At 58.3% G+C, this 16,402-nt stretch carries 13 protein-coding genes; 2 read left to right on the top strand and 11 right to left on the bottom strand.

What is annotated here, in order from left to right; all coding sequences use genetic code 11:
• Positions 1–121: 121 nt before the first annotated feature.
• From ndk to AB2B48_RS12100, 3 genes are all read right to left on the bottom strand, one after another.
• Positions 122–553 (bottom strand): nucleoside-diphosphate kinase, encoded by a 432-nt coding sequence (gene ndk, locus AB2B48_RS12090; RefSeq protein ID WP_185668893.1) that lies wholly within the window; start codon positions 551–553, stop codon positions 122–124.
• Positions 554–766: 213 nt separating this feature from the next.
• Positions 767–3,085, bottom strand: a complete 2,319-nt coding sequence (gene pbpC, locus AB2B48_RS12095; RefSeq protein WP_368301870.1) for a peptidoglycan glycosyltransferase PbpC — start codon at positions 3,083–3,085, stop codon at positions 767–769.
• A gap of 1 nt (position 3,086) precedes the next feature.
• Entirely contained in the window at positions 3,087–8,033 is a 4,947-nt protein-coding gene (locus AB2B48_RS12100) for an alpha-2-macroglobulin family protein (RefSeq protein ID WP_368301871.1), read from the bottom strand.
• Positions 8,034–8,236: 203 nt separating this feature from the next.
• Between AB2B48_RS12100 and sseA the strand changes: the two genes are divergently transcribed.
• A complete protein-coding gene (gene sseA / locus AB2B48_RS12105) occupies positions 8,237–9,082 on the top strand; it encodes a 3-mercaptopyruvate sulfurtransferase (RefSeq protein WP_220438307.1) in 846 nt (281 codons plus the stop codon).
• Positions 9,083–9,325: 243 nt separating this feature from the next.
• Complete coding sequence (locus tag AB2B48_RS12110) at positions 9,326–10,306, top strand: IS110 family transposase (RefSeq protein ID WP_368301891.1); 981 nt, start codon at positions 9,326–9,328, stop codon at positions 10,304–10,306.
• 122 nt (positions 10,307–10,428) lie between these two features.
• Here the strand turns inward: AB2B48_RS12110 and sseB are convergent, their stop codons facing one another.
• The 8 genes from sseB to iscU form a co-directional block, all read right to left on the bottom strand.
• Entirely contained in the window at positions 10,429–11,205 is a 777-nt protein-coding gene (gene sseB / locus AB2B48_RS12115) for an enhanced serine sensitivity protein SseB (RefSeq protein ID WP_035891377.1), read from the bottom strand.
• A gap of 117 nt (positions 11,206–11,322) precedes the next feature.
• Positions 11,323–12,609: an aminopeptidase PepB gene (pepB, locus tag AB2B48_RS12120; RefSeq protein WP_333012921.1), complete on the bottom strand. Its 1,287-nt coding sequence runs from the start codon at positions 12,607–12,609 to the stop codon at positions 11,323–11,325.
• Positions 12,610–12,661: 52 nt separating this feature from the next.
• Positions 12,662–12,862, bottom strand: a complete 201-nt coding sequence (iscX, locus tag AB2B48_RS12125) for a Fe-S cluster assembly protein IscX (protein ID WP_185668888.1) — start codon at positions 12,860–12,862, stop codon at positions 12,662–12,664.
• Positions 12,863–12,871: 9 nt separating this feature from the next.
• A complete protein-coding gene (gene fdx, locus AB2B48_RS12130) occupies positions 12,872–13,207 on the bottom strand; it encodes an ISC system 2Fe-2S type ferredoxin (RefSeq protein ID WP_035891374.1) in 336 nt (111 codons plus the stop codon).
• A gap of 1 nt (position 13,208) precedes the next feature.
• Positions 13,209–15,059, bottom strand: coding sequence for a Fe-S protein assembly chaperone HscA (hscA, locus tag AB2B48_RS12135; RefSeq protein ID WP_368301872.1), 1,851 nt, complete (start codon positions 15,057–15,059; stop codon positions 13,209–13,211).
• A gap of 15 nt (positions 15,060–15,074) precedes the next feature.
• Positions 15,075–15,590 (bottom strand): co-chaperone HscB, encoded by a 516-nt coding sequence (gene hscB / locus AB2B48_RS12140; RefSeq protein ID WP_185668886.1) that lies wholly within the window; start codon positions 15,588–15,590, stop codon positions 15,075–15,077.
• Positions 15,591–15,669: 79 nt separating this feature from the next.
• Positions 15,670–15,993 carry an iron-sulfur cluster assembly protein IscA gene (iscA, locus tag AB2B48_RS12145; protein WP_035891367.1) on the bottom strand — a complete coding sequence of 108 codons (324 nt, stop codon included), beginning with the start codon at positions 15,991–15,993 and terminating at the stop codon, positions 15,670–15,672.
• Between the two features lie 18 nt (positions 15,994–16,011).
• Complete coding sequence (iscU, locus tag AB2B48_RS12150; protein ID WP_004866383.1) at positions 16,012–16,398, bottom strand: Fe-S cluster assembly scaffold IscU; 387 nt, start codon at positions 16,396–16,398, stop codon at positions 16,012–16,014.
• Positions 16,399–16,402: the final 4 nt, after the last annotated feature.

The raw sequence follows: 16,402 nt of genomic DNA on the forward strand, positions 1-16,402 counted from the left end.
GATAAAAAGAAGCGCCCCAGGAAAGCGGTCTGCTCGTCCGGGGGCGCTGCATTGTACAAATTCTGGCGCATGGATGCCACGTCTGCACGCGGCATTCGCTAAATAAAGTGTAAACGTGCCCTTAGCGGGTACGTGGGCACACTTCGCCTTCTGCGAAGAAGAACGCGATTTCGCGCGCGGCGGATTCTACGGAGTCAGAACCGTGGGTGCCGTTTTCGGTGAAGCTGTCCGCGTAGTCAGCACGCAGAGTGCCAGCCAGCGCGTTATCTGGGTTGGTTGCGCCCAGCAGGTCACGGTGACGCTGAACGGCGTTTTCGCCTTCCAGTACGGAAACCACGATTGGGCCGGAGGTCATGAACTCAACCAGACCGTCGAAGAATGGACGACCATCGTGCTCAGCGTAGAAGCCACGAGCCTGCTCAACGGTCAGGTGCAGCATTTTGGTGCCAACAATCTTAAACCCTGCTGATTCAAAGCGAGCGAAGATGCTGCCAATAACGTTTTTTGCCACCGCGTTTGGCTTGATGATGGAAAAAGTACGTTCAATAGCCATGATTACCTCTAATTTTATGTTGTCGTGCATACAGCTGTTGTATGACCTGGCGCGGATTATAAAGACCAGATGCGTCGTTGCCTATGGATGAAGGTAACATTTTTTTAAAATAAAACACTTTTAAGCAACACATTTTGTAACAAGCCCGGTTTGGCTATTGTGCGCCGGTTTTGCCCGATGGCGCTACGCTTATCAGGCCTACAACACGGTATCTCACTGCAGCGTAAAGTTCGCCACCGACGTCTGCCCGGTTTCATCCATCACCACCAATTGATAGCGCGCTGGGTCCGTCAGCGTTAAGGTCAGGCTATCCCCTGCGCTCGTCTGCGGTTCACCGTTGAGAAACCACCAGCGTCGCCCTTCTCCACCGCTCGCCTGTAACACCACTTTTGCGTTCGGCTCCCCGGGCAAGCGCCGGATTACCGCGTCTTCACGAATACCGGAAAGCATCAGCGGGGCGGCATTCTGCAATTGACGCGGTGGGCAACTACTCGAGATCGGCGGCAACCGTGCGGCGCGTCGCTCACCGACGGGCAGCCACGGCTCCAGCGGCAGCGGCCAGACGTCGAGCGTGATTTCACGAGCATCAGGACAATCCGCGGCGACGCGCTTACCTTCGCTATCCAGCCACAACGGGAAACGAATCCCCTGCATCCCTTCCTGCTCTGGCAGCAGCAGCGTCGGCGGCAGGCTGTTATCCAGTACCCAGGTGGACAGACGTCGACGGCAGTTGCTGTCTCCGGCAGGTAACGGCTGCCCGCCCGGCCAGCAAATTTCCGCTGAACTGACCGAGGCAGGACGCGGATCGCGACCTTCCTGCTGGCGCGCACTATTCGCAAGCAGCAGGTTACTCACCTGATTGAGCAGCGGGATCGCGCTGGCAAACCCGAACTGCCCGGCAACCGGCGTGCCGTCTGGTCTGCCCGTCCAGATCCCGATGCTGTAGCGAGCATTTACGCCAATAGCCCATGCGTCGCGATAGCCATAGCTGGTGCCGGTTTTCCACGCCAGCGGCACCACCTGAGGCAACGACGCGTCCGGCACCGGCTGGGCTTCGCCCGCGAGGATGCGGCGAATGATCCACGCCGCGCCGGGCGAAAGCAGCGGGCGTTCCACCAGCGGGTCACTCGCCAGCATACGTAATTTTCCGACCTTGCCGTGGCGAGCCAGAGCGCTATAGGCCGCGGTGATATCCGCCAATCGCGCGCCCGCACCGCCGAGGATCAGCGACAGATTCGGCTCCGCGCCCGCAGGCAACATCAGCGGCAGCCCGGCATTACGCAAACGCGCGGCAAACTGCTTTGGCCCGTAGGCGTCCAGCACCTGTACCGCCGGGAGATTCAGCGAGCGCACCAGCGCCTCGCTCATGCTGACCGGACCGTGGAAACCGCTATCAAAGTTGCCGGGACGATAGTCGCCCACACGCCGGGGGACATCCTGTAGCAGCGATTCAGGGTGAATCAGCGCGCTGTCGAGCGCCAGACCGTACAAAAACGGTTTCAGCACCGAGCCCGGCGAGCGCACCGCCGTCACCATATCGACATGGCCAAAACGACTGTCGTCAGTGATATCCGCCGACCCCACCCAGCCACGCACTTTCATATTGCGGTTATCCACCACCACCATCGCCAGCGAGCTGCGCGGCGGCAGGCGCGATTTCCAGTTCAGCGCCATCTCTTCCAGTTGACGCTGCAGCCCGGCATCCAGCGTGGTGACGACTTTCTCATCCCGGCTCTGCGCCAGCATGTGACGAGCAAACAGCGGCGCAAGCTGCGGCATCTGCCGAGGAAACAGCCACACCGGCTCCTCTTTGGCCTCTTTCACCAGCGCGGCGGACCAGACCTGTTGGGCCTGCATGCGGTCCAGCACTTTGTTACGTGCGGCCTGAGCCCGTTCGGGCCAACGGTCCGGGCGCAATCGGCTCGGCGCCTGCGGCAACACGGCCAGCAGTGCAGCATCGGCGTAGCTTAGCTGGGCTGGCGGTTTACCGAGATAGGCCCAGCTTGCCGCCCCGATGCCCTGCAGCGTGCCGCCAAACGGGGCGCGATTAAGATAGAGGGTGAGAATGTCACGCTTAGAGAGGTGCCACTCCAGCTGCATCGCGCGCCAGAGTTGGCGAAATTTACCGCCGAAGGTTCGTGGGTGCGGGTCGAGCAGCCGCGCGACCTGCATGGTCAGGGTGCTGCCGCCGGACACGACGCGGCCAGAAGTCACATCCTGCCAGGCCGCGCGGGCAATAGAAAATGGATTCACGCCGGGATGATCCCAGAACCAGCGGTCTTCATACTGAATCAGGGCATCAAGATAGCGCGGCGACACCTCTTCGATGGTCACCGGGTAGCGCCAGATCCCCTGCGCATCGGCAAAACGCCACAGCGGGCTGCCATCTTCCGCTACCACCACCCTAGCGGGGGTGACTTCATGGAGCGGCAGCGGCCAGAGTTTATCCGCCAGCAAAATGCTGGCGGATAATAATACGACCGCCCCGACAAGCCATCGCCAGACGCGGCGTATATTCCAGGCAAGACGCATCCTACGGCACAACGATCAGCATATCGTCAGCCGCCCCAACGGCGCGCCAGCCTGGTACATACATAGACTCAACCTGCGACGGCGGCACGCGGTAGGTTCCCGGCATCACCGCTCGAGCCAGATAGACCAGCGTGACCGGCTGATTCGCGCTGACGGCAACCGCCGCCACAAAGCGATCGTCACGGAACTCCATATGCTGGATATCTGCCTGCTGCATCTGGTTGAGCCACTCCTGCACTGCGGTGCCGTTGTCCTGCAGATTAGCGCTGCTGTTCGCCAGATTCTGGTTTTCCAGCTCTAGCCCCGCTGGCAGCATATCGACGACCAACGCGTCTGGTACGTTTTGACTGGCGTTAACGTCCAGCTTCACCAGCACCAGCTCGCCGCTGCGCAGGGAAGAGAGCGATTTACGCTGCCCGTCGGTACCGTAAAACTGACGCTCGATGTGCAGCACATTGCTGGACGCCGCAGGCGCATTTTCCGGGTATCCGTTGCTATCCAGGCGTAGCCACAGCGGCTGTTCGCCTTTGTTGGTCACCGTCAATGTAGAAAGCTGATCGCCGTCAAGATTCCGCGTCAGGGCCTTTTCTCCTTGCAGCGGCTGGCTTTCAAACGAGGTCTGCGCCTGCCAGTTGCCGGGGAGATCCAACACGCCTTTCGCCGCCAGGAACAGCGCATTGTTCTCCTGGGTTGACAGCCAGCGCTCGCTGAACGCCTGTTCAGAGAGCGTCTGCAGCAGCGTGTTTTGTGCATTCGGCAGCAGCTTGTTCTCTTCCAGCAGCGAAAGCATCAGTGCGTTATCGCGAAGCGCGCTGCCGTAGTCCGCCAGCCAGCGTCGCTGATCCTCACGTTTGGTGGTGAGCGAAAGCTGGATAGCCTGTTCGCTACGTGGCGCATCACCCATTGCTTTTAGCGCAATGCCTAGCTGCATTAACGGCAGGCCGGAACCCACCTGAGCGCGACGTTCCCACAATTCGCGCAGCGCGCCAAGCGGCGCTTTTTGCTGTCGCGCCAGCACCAGGCCGGCATAGGCCTGAATGGCGAAGCGGCTTGCCGCGTTATCATCGGTATAGCGTACGCTCATCAGCCCCGGCTCCTGCAAGTAGCGCAGCAGACGATTGTTACCGTTGTTAATCGCCTCTGCCGGTACGCTATAGCCCTGCTCGCCCGCGCGCACCAGGAAGTCCATCACGTAGGCGGTCAACCAATACTCTTCCGACCCGTTTTTATCCCACAGCGCAAAGCCGCCGTTATCTTTCTGCATTTGCAGCAGGCGCGAGATACCGATATCGACCGCTGCACGGCGTTTATCGTCACTATCACCCACGATACCCAGCGTTTTCAGCTGCGCGGCGTTGGTATAAAGCTGTGGGAAGAGGCCGCTGGCAGTCTGCTCCAGGCACCCGTACGGATAGGCTTTGAGTTCACGAATATAGCGCGCCAGATTCAGCGGCGGTTTGCCGCTCAGCAGCAGTTGCCCCTGTAGCGTCACCGGAGAGAAATTCAGATGCTGATTTTCCGCAATGTTCCAGCTTTCACCCGGTTGCAGCACCGCACCGCTATTGACGGTTTGCGCCGGATAGGCCGGACGCACGCCGATTTTCCACTGTTTGTGGAGATCGGCCAGGGTTTCGCCTGGCAACGTCATGCCCGATACGCTTACGCTGATCTCGCCGTCACCAAAGCCTTCACCTGCGCTAACCGGGACAAAAAGCGTGTGACGCACGCCCGGCTCTAACGTGACCGGTTCCGGTGGTGTACTTTTCAGCTGCAGCAGGCCATTAGCCACTATCTGCACGTTGAGCGTCTGCGGTTTGTCCGTCAGGTTAGTGACGTCCAGCGTCAGGCGCGCGCTGTCGCCGCCGGCCATAAAGCGCGGCGTATTCAGTTCAACCACCACCGGCGCAGCGACCACGACCTTCGACTCGCTGCGGCCAAAATCTTCCGCCGTCCACGCCTGCGCCATCACTCTCAGCTCGCCGTTAAAATCGCCGATAGGCAGCGTAATGGTGCCCTCGCCGTTCTCATCAAGCGTTACCGGCTGCGCCTGTTCGGCAATAATGGTGACGTGGTTCACCGGCGGTTTGCCGCCACGATTAAGCTCATCACCATCGCCGCCAAAGCGCAGGCTCGCCAGTCTCCCCTGGCCTTCAATTACCTGACCGTAGATGTCGTAGATATCCGCACCGTAGCGTTTCTGACCAAAGAACGCCTGCCATGGATCGGGGGTGGTGTAGTCGGTAATACTCAGCACGCCGCTATCGACCGCTGAGAGCAGCACGTTTACTTGCTTCGGCGTATCACCCTCTTTGCGATTCACTTTAACCTTGACGGTCAACGGCTGGTTTGGACGCATTTTCTGCGGCCCCTCCAGCGTTACATCCAGACGACGCTGTTCATCGCCTAGCGGCAAATGCAATACGCCCACCGCCCGCTTCGGCGTAGCAGAGCGGGATTTATCCCCCGGACGCACCACCAACGTGCTGAGATAGAGGTCGTGACGATTCCAGCTTTTATCCACCGGAATGGTGAGATCCAGCCCTTCGGCCGGAACGTTAATTTCCTGCCACCATAGCGGACCGTCGCTGGACTCCACCATCGCATAGCCTTTACCTGCTGCCGGAGCAGCAACGTGCAGCTTGATGGTATCGCCAGGACGGTAGCTCGGTTTATCGAGTTTCAGCGTCACGCGATCCGGGCGCGCCGCGCCGCTACCGTCGCTGTTGTCCTGCCAGCTATAGCCTGCCCAGAAACGCACGCTGCTCACCGCATCGTTCGGTGCCTTCACTTCTAATCGATAAGCGCCCCACTCCACCGGGAAGCTGACTTTGCCGGTTTCGTCGGTTTTCAACGCCAGCGTCTCTTCACCTTCGACCAGATCTTTTTGATCAAAGCGGGACTGCCAGCCGTCGCTTTCCGACCAGTTCCAGTAGTAATCGCGGCGTTCGCGAATCAGCCGAACCTGGAGATCGGAAACGGCCTTTTTTTCACCCCTGGCATCGGTGTAGACGATATCAAACGCCGCCTGGCTGTTTTCTTCAACGATCGGCTGATTCACCGTAGTGTCAGTGCGGTAGTCATAGACCGCCTTACTGGCGAACTGCGGGCGAATACCCGGCAATTCAGAGGCTGGCCAGATGGCCTGCGTGGCGCGGCGAGTGACTGGACGACCGCCGGACTCAAGCAGGCTGGCCTGCAGAATCACCTGCAGCGGCGAATGCGTTTCCTGCCACTGGCTAGCGGTGGTCACTTCGCCGTGACCTTTGGCATCCAGCGTCAGATTCATTTCATCAAGACTGCGGGTGGTGTTTTGTTCGGCAATATCGCCAAACTGAAAGCCCGGCAGCGCGGCAACGGCCTCGCGCAGCGGGCGTAAAAACAGTTTCCCCTGCAGGCTATTGCCGTTAGCCGGCGCGCCGTAAAGATAGTAGCCCGACACGTCAAACGTCACGTCATCACCTGGTGCAAGCGGCGTCGGCTGCGGCGTCAGGTTGAGCGCCATACGTTCAGGCATAAAGTCTTCGACGTGGAAATCCCATTCGCGCGGCTGGTTATCGCCGGTGTTGGCGCGAATATGCCACATGCCGGTTGCCGCACTGCTATCCAGCGGATAGGTAAACTGATAGAGACCGTTCACCGGCTGGCTGACGACGCTGCGGATCACCTGCCCGTCAGGTTTCACCACCTCAAGTTTTACCGGCTGTTCCGGTAACGCTTTGCCATCGCCATCGCGCAGCAGGCCGTTGAGGATCACCGTTTCGCCAGGACGATAAAGATCGCGCGGGCCAAACATAAAGAACTGCTTGCTGAAGCCAGGGTCACCTGCAACGTTAAACTCCGCCAGGTCGAGCGCCGGCAGTTTGAGATCAAGTAAGGTGGTTTGCCCCTCTTTGCGCGCCAGCAGCAGCGCAGCCTCTTTGTCGGTTTTCAGGACCGCATGTCCCTGAGCATCGCTGGTCGCCTGCGCCAGGGTTTGCCCTTTGTCGTTGAGCAGCGTGAGCTCAACCGCCGACTGGGCCCCGCCGTTTTCCAGGCTTTGCGTGAATACATCAAGCTGGTTGTGGTAACGGTGTAACGACACGCCAACGTCGCTGAGAGTAAAGAGCGTGGCGGCATTACTGTAGCTGTACTGCCCCGCTGGGTTCATCACCGCAATGTAGACACCGGACTGCTGTAGCGGCGCAATATCTTTCAGCGGCAGCAGCAGTTTTTCCCGCGTGTTGCGTGCCGGGTTAAGGTCGAAACGTCCGGTGTAAACCAGATCCGCCATTTTCAGCAGTTCGTCAGACTCCCAGTTACTGAGCGAACTGCGGTACTCCCACTGGCTGACAAACGCCGCCAGCGACTCCGGCTTCACGCGGAAGAAGTTAACGTCTACATGCGGCACGTTAAGCACCATTACCGGCAGCCCGTCCACCACTTTGCCCGGCAGCAGCGAGCCACGACTGGCGAAGCCAACGCTTGGGGCAATATCGCGGGTGGTCAGCGTTTTCTCCACGCTGGTGCCGAAGGTGGCCTTATTCAGCGCAGCAAGCTCTGGGTCAACGGTGACAATCAGATCGCGCTTCGGCTCCAGATGACGCAGACGCAGCTCTTTCAGATTCGGCGCCAGCTCCCAGGCTCCGTCCACCTTGCCGCTTTTCTTATCCACCACGTGGACGGTCTTGCTGAAATCCTGCTCGGGATTGAGCGCAATAGAGAACGTCAGCACCAGCGTTGCCGCGCCGTCGAGCTGAACCTCTGAGGCATCCAGCAGCGTGAGCGCTTTACCCTCGCTCTGCTGGGCAAGTTTCGCCAGCTGTGCGGCATCCGGTTTAACCGGCGCAACGTTTTGCGACGCCGTCGAGGACGCGACGGGTTTGACATCCTGCGCTTTGTCGCTGTTATCGCACCCGGACAGGAGCGAGGCGGCCAGCATAGCAAGCACGGCTAAACGGAACGGTTTCATCCTTATAACCTCTGACGTTAAGTCTCTATTTCGTTAATTGACATAGTATTATGTGCAAACGTGACTTTTACCAATAGCACGCTCATTACAGAGCCGATTTTCAGATTTCATATATAGCCTTAATCACAACCGCAGCGTTGCTAACTTGTCAGCTCTCCGGAAAACATCGACAATTCCTCTACGATTGCAAATGGAGGCACTCAATGACCACCTCTTTCTTTGTCGCCGCCGATTGGCTGGCTGAACACATAAACGATCCGGCAATTCAAATTATCGATGCGCGAATGGCGCCTCCCGGACAGGAACACCGGGATATGGCGGGTGAGTACCGTGCAGGCCATCTGCCCGGCGCGCTGTTCTTTGATATTGAAGCGCTGTCCGACCACACCTCGACGCTGCCGCATATGATGCCGCGCCCGGAAGCTTTTGCCGTCGCCATGCGCGAACTGGGCGTGAGCAGCGACCGCCATTTAGTGGTGTATGACGAGGGTAATCTGTTCTCCGCGCCGCGCGCGTGGTGGATGCTGAAAACCTTCGGCGTGGAAAACGTCTCTATTCTGGCGGGCGGCCTTGCAGGCTGGCAGCGCGATGAACTGCTGCTCGAGGAGGGCGATGTTGATGCCGGTGAAGGCGAGTTTGAGGTTAAGTTTAACGCCCACGCCGTTGCACGTCTGACCGATGTACTGCTGGCAAGTCATGAACGTTCGCAGCAGATTATCGATGCGCGCCCAGCCGGTCGCTTTAATGCCGAAGTGGATGAACCACGCCCTGGCCTGCGTCGCGGCCATATTCCCGGCGCGCTGAACGTGCCGTGGAGCGAACTGACTTTCAACGGCGAGCTGAAGACCACCGACGAGCTGGAAATGATTTTTGCTCGCCAGGGCGTAGACCTTAATCAGCCGATTATCACCAGCTGTGGCTCAGGCGTGACGGCAGCGGTGGTTCTGCTGGCGCTGGAGACGTTGGGGGCAAAAGAGGTCGTGCTGTATGACGGTGCCTGGAGTGAATGGGGCGCGCGCGACGATTTGCCGATTGAGCCTCAAAAGTAACGACGGGGCCGTGCCATCCCGGGGTCGGCGTGAACGCCTCGCCCGGGCTTGTATGATTACCTCGTCAGAAAGAACCGGCCAGTTCTCTCTGATGGCGGTCCGGATGCCGTGCCCGGGCTTAGGCTTTCACGCCTGTACCGTAGATATTCTGCACCGGTCCGCCGTTCTTTCTCATGTGACAAACCGGACAGTATCATGGACCGGTTTTTACCGGTAATCCGCATTCGCAAGGTGGGTTTCACTATGGAATATGAACTGTACTTCATCGGCATTGATGTCGCTAAAACTAAACTTGATGTTGATATCCTTCGCCCTGATGGCCGCCATCTCTGTAAAAAGTTTGCCAATACTCCCCCGGGCTATGAGGACCTGGTCCGCTGGCTTCGTAGCCATGAGGTGAGCCATGCTCATGTCTGCATGGAGTCTACCAGCACCTACATGGAAGACGCTGCCGCCCATCTGAGCGATGCCGGGTATACCGTCTCCATCATCAACCCTTCCCTGAGCGCTGCCTTTGCCCGCAGTGAAGGGCTGCGCAACAAAACCGACAAAGTGGACGCTCGTATGCTGGCTCACTTCTGCCGGGAGAAAAAGCCGCCAGCATGGGAAGCGCCGCACCCGACAGAGCGGGCCCTGAAAGCGCTGGTGCTACGACATCAGTCGCTGACAGAGATGCAGACTCAGGAGAAAAACCGCCAGGAAACTGCACCGGAAGTACAGCTGGAGAGCATTGATGTTCTCCTGCAGTGTCTGGGAGCAGAGCTGAGGCGCATTGAAAAACAGATAAAAGACCTGACGGACAACGACCCCGATATGAAACAACGGCGGAAGCTGCTGAGCAGTATCCCGGGGATAGGAGAGAAAACCGCCGCGGTGCTGCTGGCGTACACGGGACTGAAGCTGAGGTTCGCCACTGCGCGGCAGTTCGCAGCGTATGCAGGACTGACGCCGAAGCAGCATGAGTCGGGGAGCAGCGTGATGCGAACAAGCAGGATGAGCAAAGCAGGACCGGTTCATCTGCGCGGAGCATTATATATGCCGGCGATGTCAGCGTTGTATCACACGGCATGGGGAAAAGCGTTCAGGGAAAGGCTGGAAGGTAACGGGAAGCGACCGAAAGTGATAATAGGTGCAATGATGCGTAAGCTGGCGCAGGTGGCCTATGGGGTATTAAAGTCAGGAAAAACGTTCGATGCGTTGCAGCATGGGATGCCTGTAGTATAAAGGCGGACGGGGAAGTGATAACAGCGCCAGAAGGCGCTGTTAAAGTTATGCCTGCAATCCGGGAAGCAACGGTGAAAAGGAGTTGCTGCCGCTCACAGTATCTACCATAGAACCGGATCGGCTCAAATGATTCGGTTCTGCTTAAAATCACGCAGGAAGCTGCCCCAGCGTTTTTCATAGAACGGCGTGATATGGGCGAGCATAAAGTGGCTGATGCCCTTCTCGCCTTCCACCACCTGACAGATATCAATCGGTTCATCACCCGGTAAGGTGTCGGTCGCTACGCTGCCCGCGGCGTGAATAATCTCTTCGATATCCCCTTCCGCTTCAATGCCAATCAGCAGGTTCGGCTGCTCGTCCGCACGCTCTTTAATGGAGCAGATAAACGCACGCTTCACCGTTTTCAGGGTTTTGAACAGCGTGGTCAGCGATTCCACCATCTGGGCCGGTGGCTCTGCAACTTCAGAGAGCAGCAGCGCGCTGCCACCTTCCAGCACTTCCTGCGTACTCAGCGGGTTGCCCTCTTCACCAATCAGGTGGCTGATTTCTCGCGGGGTAAACTCTTTGCCGGTCGGCAGCTTCGCGTTGAGGAACAAGGTTTCGCCAAGCGTCATTTCAAACAGCGTGCGCACCGGCATAACCACAAACGCCTGCTCGGTGGTGACCGCTTCTTTCAGGGCTTCCAGCGAGGTGAAGAACGGGATGACGGAGGTGCCGTCGTCTTTTTCCCAGTGCTGTAATTCTAAGGCGCTGTCATCAACGACCTGCTGGTCATCAGCTGCGCTGCCGGGCACCCAGACGGTGGACTCCAGTAAGGTGCGGAAAAAGGCCGGGCGATGAGCAGGTTCGGTTGCCGCCTGTTCCAGCAGCGTTTCGAGTTCGTTTTTGCTTTCAGACATAGTGCTTCCAGAAGGTGTGAATACCCCTCACCCCGGCCCTCTCCCCAAAGGGGCGAGGGCGAAAATCGGACGGTCCCCTCTCCCTTTTGGGGAGAGGGTTAGGGTGAGGGGAAAAGATTACTCGGCGGTCAACAGATTCGCGATAGTCCGCACACCCAGCCCGGTGGCACCCGCCGACCACTGCTCAACGGCAGATTTGCGGTAGGTGGCAGAGCAGTCGATGTGCAGCCAACCCTGGTGGTAGTTTTCCACGAAGTGGGACAGGAAGCCCGCCGCGGTGCTTGCGCCTGCCGGGTAGGCCGCGCTGCCGGTGTTGTTCAGCTCAGCAAAGTTAGACGGCAGCTGGTTGCGGTGGAACTCGGCCAGCGGCAGACGCCAGAAGGCTTCGTTTTCCGCACTGGCGCTTGCCAGCAGACGGTTCGCCAGCTGGTCATCAAAGCTAAACAGCGCGTGGTAATCGTTGCCCAGCGCGGTTTTGGCCGCCCCGGTCAGGGTTGCCGCATCGATGATAAGCTCTGGCTTCTGCGCGCTGGCATCAATCAGGCCATCGGCCAGCACCAGGCGACCTTCTGCATCGGTGTTCATCACTTCCACATTTTTACCGTTACGGTAGTGGATGATATCGCCAAGCTTGAAGGCGTTGCCGCTGATCAGGTTATCCGCACAGCACAGGTACAGTTTGACGCGCTTGTTCAGGCCGCGGGTAATCGCCAGCGCCAGCGCACCGGTCACGGTTGCGGCACCGCCCATATCGGACTTCATGGAGTCCATGAACGCGCTCTGTTTGATGCTGTAGCCGCCGGAGTCGAAGGTGATACCTTTACCGACCAGACAGGCGTAAACCGGCGCTTCTTTATCGCCCGTTGGGTTGTAGTCCAGCGCCAGCAGAACCGGTGGACGTTCGGAACCACGGCCCACGGTGTGCAGGCCCGCGTAACCCTGCTCACGCAGATCTTCGCCTTTGGTGATGCGATATGAGACATTGTCGCATGCCACGCCGCACAGCAGGTCAACCGCGCGCTGCGCAAGCTGCTCTGGGCCCAACTCTTCCGCTGGGGCGTTGATGGTGTCACGTACCCAGTCAATGTAGGTAAGACGGTTGTCCAGTTCCTGGCGCTGTGCATCGTCCAGCTCAGGCCATTCAACCTGACGAGTGCCTTTCGGCCCTTTGTAGCCCGCCCAGAAAGCCCAGGCGAGGTCGACGTTCCAGCCTTCGCCAGACAGGTCAACGTGCTTGATGCCCATGCCGTCAATTTTACGCGCCGCGCGCTGGATAAGGCCCGCGTCGTCGCGGCCGGTCAGGTGCAGGACAATACCTTCATCATTAATGCTATAGGCCGCTTTTTCACCCCAGCGCGCATCGGCTGGCTGAGTAGAAAGGGTAATTTTCATGGCTTGTGTCATTTTTTTATCCTTATTAGCAAACGGGCCGCCGAATGGCAGCCCGTTATGTGACTTATTCTGCTTCATCCAACCAGACTAGCAGAATTGCCTCAAGGATTTTTTCATTTGATGCCTGAGGGTCATCATCAAAATCTTCGAGGTCGCAAATCCACTGGTGCATGTCGGTGAAGCGCACCGTTTTCGGATCGGTATCCGGGTAAGCATCGTACAGCGCTTCGCCGATTTCGCGGCTGTCAGTCCACTTAAGTCCCATACTATCCTCTTAGTGCTCGCGCGCGTGGTTAATTGTGTAACGCGGAATTTCGACCACCAGGTCTTCATCCGTGACGCGGGCCTGGCAGCTCAGGCGGCTATCTGGTTCCAGCCCCCAGGCTTTATCCAGCATATCGTCTTCGTCTTCGGTGCTTTCTGGCAGCGAGTCGAAACCTTCACGCACGATGCAGTGGCAGGTGGTGCAGGCACAGGATTTTTCGCAGGCGTGTTCAATCTCGATACCGCTACGCAGCGCAGCATCCAGAATGGTTTCACCGGTCTCAGCTTCCACAACGATGCCATCCGGACACAGGTCCTGATGTGGCAAAAAAACAATCTTTGGCATATTAAACCTCGTCCACGGATTGGCCTTTCAGCGCGACACGGACGGATTGGTCCATGCGGCGAGCGGCGAATTCCTGGGTTTGTTTATCAACGTTTTTAATGGCTTGTTCTATGGCGTCAGTGTCATTACCCTCGGCAACCGCACTCAGCACGGCGGCAGCCTCGTCAATCTCCTGACGCTCTGCGGCGCTTAACAGCGCGGCATCAGCGGCCAGCGCGCTGTGCAGGCTTTCCAGCACGCGAGCGGCTTCCACTTTCTGCTCTGCCAGCATACGTGCTTTCACGTCCTGCTCGGCATAGCTCATGGAATCCTGAATCATGGTGGCGATTTCGCCATCGGTCAGACCGTAGGACGGCTTCACCTGAATAGAGGACTCAACGCCGGTGGATTTCTCCATGGCGGTGACGCTCAGCAGGCCATCGGCGTCCACCTGGAAGGTTACGCGAATGTGCGCGCCGCCAGCCGGCAGCGCCGGAATCCCGCGCAGCGCAAAACGCGCCAGTGAACGGCAGTCCTGCACCAGTTCACGCTCGCCCTGCATCACGTGGATGGACATCGCGGTCTGGCCGTCTTTGAAGGTGGTGAACTCCTGCGCGCGAGCCACTGGAATGGTGGTATTACGCGGGATAACCTTCTCGACCAGGCCGCCCATGGTTTCGAGGCCAAGAGAGAGCGGGATCACGTCGAGCAGCAGCATTTCGCTGTCCGGCTTGTTACCGACCAGAATATCCGCCTGCACGGCAGCGCCAATAGCGACCACTTTATCCGGGTCGATAGAGGTCAGCGGCGTACGGCCAAAGAATTCACCTACGCGCTCACGCACCAGCGGTACACGGGTAGAACCGCCGACCATCACCACTTCCAGCACCTCTTCGGCTTCCACGCCCGCATCTTTCAGCGCGCGACGGCAGGCCAGCAGCGTGCGCTTCACCAGCGCGGAAATCAGGTCGTTAAACTGTTCGCGGGTTACCTCGCCTTTCCAGCCAGCGACCTCAACGGTCACGCTATCGGCATCGCTCAGGGCGATTTTGGCGGCGATGGCGGCGTCAAGCAGTTCGCGCTGTACGCGGTTGTCGCTGCGATCGGCAATGCCCGCCTGTTCGCGGATATGGTCGGCCAGCAGGTGGTCGAAGTCGTCGCCGCCCAGCGCAGAATCCCCGCCGGTAGCCAGCACTTCAAACACGCCGCGGCTCAGGCGCAGAATCGAGATATCGAAGGTACCGCCGCCCAGATCGTAGACGGCAATCACCCCTTCCTGACCGGAGTCGAGGCCGTAAGCGATAGCCGCGGCGGTCGGTTCGTTCAGCAGACGTAGTACGTGCAGGCCCGCCAGACGCGCAGCGTCTTTGGTGCCCTGACGCTGTGCATCATCAAAATAAGCGGGAACGGTAATCACCACGCCATCCAGCTCGCCTTCAAGCGTTTCGGTGGCGCGAGCCGCCAGCGCTTTGAGGATATCGGCCGAAACGCGGATTGGGTTCAGTACACCGGCCTTGGTCACCAGCATCGGCAGGCCGTTTTCGCTTGCCTGGAACTGGTACGGCAGATGTGGGTAGCGCGTCTGGATGTCCGCCAGCGAGCGGCCCATCATGCGTTTTACGGAGCTAATGGTGTTAGCGGGGTCCAGCGCGGCATTGGTGCGCGCATCGTAGCCGACCACGTGGCCCTGCACCTGATAGTGCACAACGGAAGGCAGCAGGTGACGCCCCTGATTGTCGGCCAGCGTTTCCGCCTGGCCGCTACGCACGGTAGCCACCAGGGAATTGGTGGTGCCTAAGTCAATGCCCACCGCCAGACGACGCTGGTGCGGCGCGGCGCTTAGACCCGGCTCACTAATTTGTAATAAGGCCATGTTAAGCTTCCAGAATCAGAAATCGAGCAGCTTTTCTTCGAGTAATTCAGCGCTGCTTTGGAGTTTATCGAGAAAACGCAGTTTACGGACGGTATCCGCCGCCGCTTCCCACGTTTGCGAATCGAGTTCCGCCACCATCTGCTGCTGGCGTTGGCTATACATTGCTTTGATGCGTTTGATAAGCCCTTCCAGGCGGTCGGTATCTTTTGCCTGTTCAATCTCGTCCAGCTCTTCACGCAGTTCCAGCTGTTCCATCAGGAACGCGGTATCACGTACGGTGTGCTGTTCCGAGGCGAGATCAAAGCCGTGCAGGGAGAGCAGGTATTCGGCGCGCATCAGCGGGTGACGCAACGTTTGCCAGGCCTGGTTGATGTTCGCAGAACGCTGAACCGCTGCGAGCTGTTCAGCGTCGCTGCCGCTAGCAAATCGGTCGGGGTGGTTCTGACGCTGCAGGTCCTGGAAGCGTGCCGCGAGGGCCTGAGTGTCTACATGATAACCGGCTGGCAATCCAAAGAGAGTGAAGTAATCCATGACGATCTCAGGGTTAACTATTTAAAACAAACCCCACGCACAGCGATGAAACCATGGGTGGGGTTGGCAGGACTCAAAATCAGACGTTAAAGCTTTCGCCGCAACCGCACTCGTCTTTTACGTTCGGGTTAGTGAATTTAAACCCTTCGTTCAGACCTTCTTTCACGAAGTCGAGTTGCGTGCCATCAAGAAATTGCAGGCTCTTACCGTCGATGACAACCTTCACGCCTTTGTCTTCGAAAACGGTATCTTCTGCCGCCGGCTCGTCAACAAATTCCAGTACATAGGCCATACCTGAACAACCGGACGTTCTCACGCCAAGACGCAGACCAAACCCTTTACCGCGGTTTGACAAGAAGGTATTGACTCGCGCTGCTGCACTGTCGCTTAAGGTAATCGACATAAAAACCTCAACTCTTAATTATTTTGCTTCACGTTTGCTTTTGTAATCCGCAATAGCGGCTTTAATCGCGTCTTCTGCCAGGATAGAACAGTGAATTTTCACTGGTGGCAGTTCAAGCTCGTCTGCGATATCGGTATTTTTAATGGCCTGTGCTTCGTCCAGGGATTTCCCTTTTACCCACTCGGTAACGAGGGAGCTGGAAGCAATGGCGGAACCGCAGCCGTAGGTCTTGAAACGCGCGTCTTCAATGATACCTTCATTGTTGACTTTAATCTGCAACTTCATCACGTCGCCGCAGGCCGGAGCACCGACCATGCCGCTGCCGACGCTGTCGTCGCTGTTGTCGAAGGAACCTACGTTACGTGGGTTCTCGTAGTGATCGATTACTTTTTCGCTGTAAGCCATGATG

Source organism: Kluyvera sichuanensis (assembly GCF_040930405.1).
In the GTDB taxonomy this organism is placed as follows: domain Bacteria; phylum Pseudomonadota; class Gammaproteobacteria; order Enterobacterales; family Enterobacteriaceae; genus Kluyvera; species Kluyvera sichuanensis.

What these genes read in the sequence shown, in the direction of transcription:
- ndk (WP_185668893.1), bottom strand. Translation starts at nt 553, where the DNA reads ATGGCTATTGAACGTACTTTTTCCATCATCAAGCCAAACGCGGTGGCA.
- pbpC (WP_368301870.1), bottom strand. Translation starts at nt 3,085, where the DNA reads ATGCGTCTTGCCTGGAATATACGCCGCGTCTGGCGATGGCTTGTCGGG.
- AB2B48_RS12100 (WP_368301871.1), bottom strand. Translation starts at nt 8,033, where the DNA reads ATGAAACCGTTCCGTTTAGCCGTGCTTGCTATGCTGGCCGCCTCGCTC.
- sseA (WP_220438307.1), top strand. Translation starts at nt 8,237, where the DNA reads ATGACCACCTCTTTCTTTGTCGCCGCCGATTGGCTGGCTGAACACATA.
- AB2B48_RS12110 (WP_368301891.1), top strand. Translation starts at nt 9,326, where the DNA reads ATGGAATATGAACTGTACTTCATCGGCATTGATGTCGCTAAAACTAAA.
- sseB (WP_035891377.1), bottom strand. Translation starts at nt 11,205, where the DNA reads ATGTCTGAAAGCAAAAACGAACTCGAAACGCTGCTGGAACAGGCGGCA.
- pepB (WP_333012921.1), bottom strand. Translation starts at nt 12,609, where the DNA reads ATGACACAAGCCATGAAAATTACCCTTTCTACTCAGCCAGCCGATGCG.
- iscX (WP_185668888.1), bottom strand. Translation starts at nt 12,862, where the DNA reads ATGGGACTTAAGTGGACTGACAGCCGCGAAATCGGCGAAGCGCTGTAC.
- fdx (WP_035891374.1), bottom strand. Translation starts at nt 13,207, where the DNA reads ATGCCAAAGATTGTTTTTTTGCCACATCAGGACCTGTGTCCGGATGGC.
- hscA (WP_368301872.1), bottom strand. Translation starts at nt 15,059, where the DNA reads ATGGCCTTATTACAAATTAGTGAGCCGGGTCTAAGCGCCGCGCCGCAC.
- hscB (WP_185668886.1), bottom strand. Translation starts at nt 15,590, where the DNA reads ATGGATTACTTCACTCTCTTTGGATTGCCAGCCGGTTATCATGTAGAC.
- iscA (WP_035891367.1), bottom strand. Translation starts at nt 15,993, where the DNA reads ATGTCGATTACCTTAAGCGACAGTGCAGCAGCGCGAGTCAATACCTTC.
- iscU (WP_004866383.1), bottom strand. Translation starts at nt 16,398, where the DNA reads ATGGCTTACAGCGAAAAAGTAATCGATCACTACGAGAACCCACGTAAC.